Source organism: Allobosea sp. 05T422_2 (assembly GCF_056396265.1).
In genome coordinates, this window is sequence record NZ_JBFTLD010000397.1 from 1 (window position 1) to 4,144 (window position 4,144).

The 4,144-nt window shown below is 61.7% G+C and carries 5 protein-coding genes; 3 read left to right on the forward strand and 2 right to left on the reverse strand.

Annotated elements, in window-relative coordinates:
* The first annotated feature begins 368 nt into the window (after positions 1 to 368).
* Together AC1DJT_RS34860 and AC1DJT_RS34865 are read left to right on the forward strand one after the other, a co-directional pair.
* The gene (locus AC1DJT_RS34860; protein ID WP_476769783.1) at positions 369 to 1,304 is read left to right on the forward strand and encodes a hypothetical protein; all 936 of its coding nucleotides are present in this window, start codon (positions 369 to 371) and stop codon (positions 1,302 to 1,304) included.
* Positions 1,305 to 1,312: 8 nt separating this feature from the next.
* A complete protein-coding gene (locus AC1DJT_RS34865) occupies positions 1,313 to 1,825 on the forward strand; it encodes a DUF4376 domain-containing protein (protein ID WP_476769782.1) in 513 nt (170 codons plus the stop codon).
* Between the two features lie 78 nt (positions 1,826 to 1,903).
* On the opposite strand, the gene AC1DJT_RS34870 is transcribed toward AC1DJT_RS34865, so the two are convergent.
* Positions 1,904 to 2,305: a YbhB/YbcL family Raf kinase inhibitor-like protein gene (locus tag AC1DJT_RS34870; RefSeq protein WP_476835878.1), complete on the reverse strand. Its 402-nt coding sequence runs from the start codon at positions 2,303 to 2,305 to the stop codon at positions 1,904 to 1,906.
* A gap of 179 nt (positions 2,306 to 2,484) precedes the next feature.
* Entirely contained in the window at positions 2,485 to 2,844 is a 360-nt protein-coding gene (locus AC1DJT_RS34875) for a hypothetical protein (protein ID WP_476835879.1), read from the reverse strand.
* A 223-nt stretch (positions 2,845 to 3,067) separates the two neighbouring features.
* On the opposite strand from AC1DJT_RS34875, the gene AC1DJT_RS34880 reads away from it, so the two are divergent.
* The coding region (locus tag AC1DJT_RS34880) for a phage tail tape measure protein (protein ID WP_476835880.1) at positions 3,068 to 4,144 on the forward strand (1,077 nt) is incomplete at its 3' end.

Consider the following 4,144-nt stretch of genomic DNA (forward strand, 5'->3'; position numbering starts at 1 on the left):
GCTTTACACTGTGCCAGCGGACGCTGACGCTGCCGCCGAAGCCTCAAAAGCCGGCTGGGCGAAGGCTGCGGCCAAACAGAATGCCGGGCGTTCGACGGCTTAGGCCAGCGAGCCCCCCCTTGGGCGAGCCAGGCTGGCGGGCGAATGCCAGCCCGGCTCTGGCCGGGGACGGCCGAATCGAAGCGCGCCTCGGATGTCGAATTTGAGCGCTAAAAGATTAAGAGATTCAACACCGTCCTTGGGCGCATCGATCATCCAAATGGGTGATCCAGCCTAAGAGCCGAACCCGCTCTCCATCCCAGTTCTCACGCGCCGAGCAGTGCTTCCGCAGGCCCCACCGCGTGCCTTTCCCGTCTTAGGAGAATCCCATGAAGTACCAGCCCCCGACCGGCGGCGATGCAAATGACCCGTATGTCGGCGCCAATCCAGCCGCCGGCATTGTGGGCTCCAGAATTCCGCCGAAGGCTGTCGAGCACCATCAGCGTGAATTGGTCGACCTGATCACCAAATCCGGACTGACGCCCAGCGAAGCGGATCTCACACAGGTGGCGCAGGCAGTGCAGTCCGGTAAACTGACCTATGCCGTCGCGACCGGCACGGCGAATGCTTGGGTCGTTGCACCAGTTCTAGCTGTTCCGGCCTATTCCGCCGGCCGCGTGCTGTGGGTCAAGGTTCCTGCAACGAATACAAGCACGACCGTCACCGTTAACGTCAGCGGGCTCGGCGCGCGTCCTTTGAAAAAGGCAGACGGGACGGACCCGGCGATTGGCGACTTTGCTTCTGGGCGCTGGTATCCGACCATCGACGACGGAACCAATATCTGTGTAGTCGCCACCTTGGATTCAGACGTTCGCGTGGTGCCCTTGCCGGGTGTTCTCGCAACAGGCTCGACCGCGATAGGAATCCCATCAGGAGCCATCTCGGCAATTGGCGCTTGGGGCACGGTCGCACAAAATACGTTGGTGACTAGCACCTTCGTCGCCTCGTCCGGGATACTTACGGTGGGAGCAGGCGAAGGTGGTTGGTGGTTAGTGATGGCCGCCTTGTCCAGCACCAACGCTGACACTCATTGGGACAATACCGAAGGCTCCTACATTCTGAAGAACGGCGCGACCGTTTCTTATTCTCAAGCTCAGAGTGTCAATATCCAGGCCACTGGCCTGACTGCCATCGCGATCATCCCAGCGGTCCCCGGAGATGTGATCCGGCCGGCATCATTCCAGTTTTCTACTGCGGTATCGGCGATTGAGCCTGCCACGTCGTTCTTTTCCGCCGTCCGCCTCCCGTCTCCTCCTCTCAACTGAGGTCAAATATGATTATTACGCTCACCTCAGACCAGATCAGCAATGCCATGTCCTTACTGGGTGTCGCAGGGAACCCCGCCAACGGCTTTATTGTCGAGCCGGCGGAGGACGAGCCAGGCTTTTGGCTCCTGACAGTGCCGGAGAGTTATCAGGCAGCGTTTGCCGGCCTCGACCTGACCGATGCGAGGCCCGGCCTGCTCGCCTACGCCGCCAAACTGCGCTGGCAGACTGAAGTTGGCGGGATTGTCGTCGCGGGCGTTCCCGTCGCCACGGACGATCGCTCCAAGCTCATGGTGACCGGGGCGCGTGTCGCAGCGGCGGCCGACCCAAACTGGGTCACCGTCTGGCATGGGGCCGACGGCGGCAGCTACCCTATCGACGCCTCGGCAATCATCGCGGTCAGTGACGCCGTGCAGGCTCACGTCAACGCTACGTTCTCTGCCTTCGCTGCGGTGAAATCCGCCATTGAAGCCGGCAGCGTCACCACAACCGCCGAGATCGACGCTGCCTTCATTCCATGAATGGGAGATTGTCGGCGCGCGACGACCATCTGATCCCCCGCACCAATTAGCGGTGCAGGGGATAGTCGGGTAGCCTTCCTATTCGGGATACTTCCGGGTCGCGGTTCCGGCCGCGATTGCAGTCCCGTTGGCGTCGAGCGCGGTTACTGTCCATTCGTAGTCATGGACCTGCGGCGGCGGGGGCGAAGGCCCGTTATATCCGCCGGTTAGCGCCCCKCACGGCACAGAGACGCTGCCCTTGCCGGAAAAGGCGACTTCACCGCCGCCGTGACGATATTGCGGGGCTTGTCGGTCAACCATGTTGAACCGAAGGGTCTTCGTTGCGGCCGGCACGTTCCCGACCTTGAATTCCGGCGACGCACCGCACCAGCGGAATGAGACGTTCATGTTGGGCAATGACGCACTTGGCGCCGTCGCGCCAGTCGAATTGCAGCCTGCCAGTCCCAGGCAGGCCGCACCTATCAGCAGTATCTTACGCATATCTCTTCCCCAGCCCCGCGCTTTAGTGCGCGACCGCTGACCCTAGGCGACCTCATCCTCGGGAGGCGAGCGTTTCGCCATGCGCCTTGCACAACCGGGGTTATCGATGACCACACGCGAGGTGCAAGCCGCAAAGCCCACCGTGGCCATCCCGGGAAAAAGCGGGGAAGCCGCCCGTGTCAGTTCCGAGGTTGCTCCAATGCGGCGACACGCATGACGGCGCTCTCGTAGAGCCCGTTCGAGCGGTGGCCTTCCGCACCGACGAGGCTCTCCAACATTTTAAACTTCGAGTCTGTCTGTTGGACGAAATCAGTCGTCGCGCTCGTATAGGCGGTAACCTCTTCACGAATGTGCTGGATATCGCGGATGTAGGCCTCGCGAATTTGCTGGATATCGCGGGTGTAGGCCTCGCGAAGTTGCGGGATATCACGGGTGTAAGCCTCGCGAATTTGCGCAATCTCTGACCGAAAAATTTCGTTTGTCCGGATCAGGTCCCGAACGATCGGCAGCCGCAGCACAAGCGCGTCAAGAAGTTTCATCTAGCCGCCTCCCTGGCAGTGATCTGATGCGCTGAGTGTGCCTGAGCCTCATTTGGCCGTCCACCTCGCACGCCGTTCCACGAACCGCCGCCTTCGGGCGGCTTTGTCATGCCCGCCTCTTGGCGGCATTTTTTATGTCTGGATCATCAAATGCATTCTCATCCAAAACCCGCCGACGGCCAGGTTACACTGCCTGATGGCGGCGATGAACTAAGTCGCGCCCATGGCTGATATGAGGGCGCGGGCCATTATCGAAGCGGTCGACAAGACGGGCAAAACGTTCGACTCCATCGCTGGAAAAATGAAGGCGGTCGACAAGGCAGCCGCTGCCCTTGGTAAGGCCAAGGGCCTGGACGGCATGTCACGGCAGATCGACGCCGTTGCAGTGTCATTGGACAAGGTTGCTAAGATCGACGCATTCCGGGGCACGCAGGCTTCTTTCGCCGCGGCCAGGACAACGTTTAGAGAGGCACAGGCCAACGTTGCCAAGCTTGGCGCTGAAATGGCCAAAGCGTCCGCGCCGGCTGCAGCACTCACCCGCGAGTACGCCAAGGCTCAGCGCGAAGTGCGTTCAGCCTCTGCAGCGTTCGAAGCGCAGAAAGCAGCCCTAATCGGGAACAAGCGTGCGCTCGAGCAGGCGGGGATTCCCATTGCGAAGCTGGCTGCGCAGGAGCGCAAGCTCAAAATCGCGACCGAGCAGACGACGGCGGCGCTGAACAAGCGGACGGCTGCCCACAGTGGCCAGCCGTCTGGGGGCGGCCCGAAGCCACCCGCAAGCGTTCCCGCCGGCGGCAAGCCTCCCATGGCGATCGGTGTGCCAGGCGGCGGGCTCATGGCCGGATTCGGCGGCTACGCTGCGTACATGAAAGCGCTGGGTTTCGAGCGGGAAATCAACGCAGCAGAAGCCCGTGGCGAACTGACCAAGGAGCAGTCTGAGAAGCTGCGGCGCGAATCCCGCAACGTCGGCGCGGAAGGCATTGGGTTCTCAGGCGAGCAGCTTGCCAAGCTTGGTCGAGAATACGTCCAGGCCGGCTTTGAAGAGCACGCCGCCGCATTCATCCGGCCGACCGCGAGATTTGCCATCGCTGGCGACGTCGAGGCGAGCAAAGCCGCTGACTTCACAACATCTGCACTCGCCTCCTACGGCATCAAACCGAAATCGGAAGAGGAAGCGGTTGCTGCTGCCAAGCGGTATCAGGACATCATTGCCAAGGGCGCGAACGTCTCCCGCCTCGGCGTTGAGGATTTTGCGTCGGGCTTCAAGTTCGCGGCTCCGATGGCCGCCCGGCTGGGCGTCTCC

Excerpts from the sequence above, each read along its gene's own strand:
- AC1DJT_RS34860 (WP_476769783.1), top strand. The coding sequence starts at position 369 with ATGAAGTACCAGCCCCCGACCGGCGGCGATGCAAATGACCCGTATGTC.
- AC1DJT_RS34865 (WP_476769782.1), top strand. The coding sequence starts at position 1,313 with ATGATTATTACGCTCACCTCAGACCAGATCAGCAATGCCATGTCCTTA.
- AC1DJT_RS34875 (WP_476835879.1), bottom strand. The coding sequence starts at position 2,844 with ATGAAACTTCTTGACGCGCTTGTGCTGCGGCTGCCGATCGTTCGGGAC.